The sequence below is a fragment of the Absiella sp. AM29-15 genome, assembly GCF_003434225.1.
GTDB classification, from domain to species: domain Bacteria; phylum Bacillota_I; class Bacilli_A; order Erysipelotrichales; family Erysipelotrichaceae; genus Hoskinsella; species Hoskinsella hominis.
Genome location: NZ_QVFL01000054.1, coordinates 1 through 722 on the forward strand (window position 1 = coordinate 1; position 722 = coordinate 722).

The 722-nt window shown below is 54.0% G+C and carries 1 protein-coding gene; it reads left to right on the top strand.

The features are described from left to right. Positions 1–722: virulence-associated E family protein (locus DW761_RS20885; RefSeq protein WP_233513156.1), on the top strand; the 722-nt coding region annotated here is incomplete at both ends.

Here is a 722-nt window from a genome sequence, read left to right on the forward strand (position 1 = left end):
AATGCCATCGGGATTGTGGCGAATGAAAACAAGTACCATCCCATCCGGGACTACCTAAGTGCCCTTGTGTGGGACGGGACAGAACGAATCCGTTTCTGTCTGCGGCACTTTCTGGGGGCTGACGCAGACGATTACACCTATGAAGCGTTGAAGCTGTTCCTGCTGGGTGCAATCTCACGAGCCTTTCAGCCGGGGTGCAAGTTTGAAATCATGCTTTGTCTGGTAGGCGGTCAGGGGGCTGGAAAGTCCACCTTCTTCCGTCTGCTGGCAGTCCGGGACGAGTGGTTCTCCGATGATTTGCGGAAGCTGGACGATGACAATGTGTACCGTAAGCTGCAAGGTCACTGGATTATCGAAATGTCGGAAATGATGGCAACCGCCAACGCCAAGAGCATTGAGGAAATCAAGTCATTTTTAAGCCGACAGAAAGAGGTTTACAAGATACCCTATGAAACCCACCCAGCAGACCGCCCCCGTCAGTGCGTGTTTGGCGGCACTTCCAATGCCCTTGACTTCCTGCCCCTTGACCGTTCCGGCAACCGCCGCTTTATCCCCGTCATGGTGTACCCGGAGCAAGCCGAGGTTCACATTTTGGAGGACGAAGCCGCTTCCAGAGCCTATATCGAGCAGATGTGGGCAGAAGCGATGGAAATTTACAGAAGCGGCAGGTTCAAGCTGGCTTTCAGCCCTGCCATGCAGCGGTATCTCAAAGAACACCAGCG